General features: G+C 42.4%; 2 pseudogenes. Both read left to right on the forward strand.

Features of this window, described 5'->3' with window-relative positions:
• Positions 1-289: pseudogene (locus AB4653_RS23085) on the forward strand (protease modulator HflK); the annotation flags it as partial.
• 2 nt (positions 290-291) lie between these two features.
• Positions 292-389, forward strand: a pseudogene (locus AB4653_RS23090) (protease modulator HflC); the annotation flags it as partial.

Here is a 389-nt window from a genome sequence, read left to right on the forward strand (position 1 = left end):
ACTGCTACCTGAATACCAAGCAGCTCCTGAAGTAACACGTAACCGTATGTACCTTGATACAATGGAAAAAGTGTACTCAAGCACATCGAAAGTCCTGATTGATTCTGAATCAAGCGGTAACTTGCTATACCTACCAATTGATAAGCTAGGCGCACAAGGTGGTTCTCAGTCGGGCACTCGCCCTGCAAAAACATCATCAACTTACGATCAAATTGAGTTAGAAACTCAAGCCGATCCAAAGTCTAGCACTCAAACTCGTTCAGACAGTTCACGTCAAGGGAGATACTAATAATGCGTAAATTAATGATCCCTGTATTAGTTGTGACGATTGCCCTTCTATTGATGTCACTATTTGTGATTCAAGAAGGCGAACGTGGCATGGTAATTCG

The organism is Vibrio sp. 10N.222.48.A3, assembly GCF_041475345.1.
GTDB classification, from domain to species: Bacteria; Pseudomonadota; Gammaproteobacteria; order Enterobacterales; family Vibrionaceae; genus Vibrio; species Vibrio tasmaniensis_A.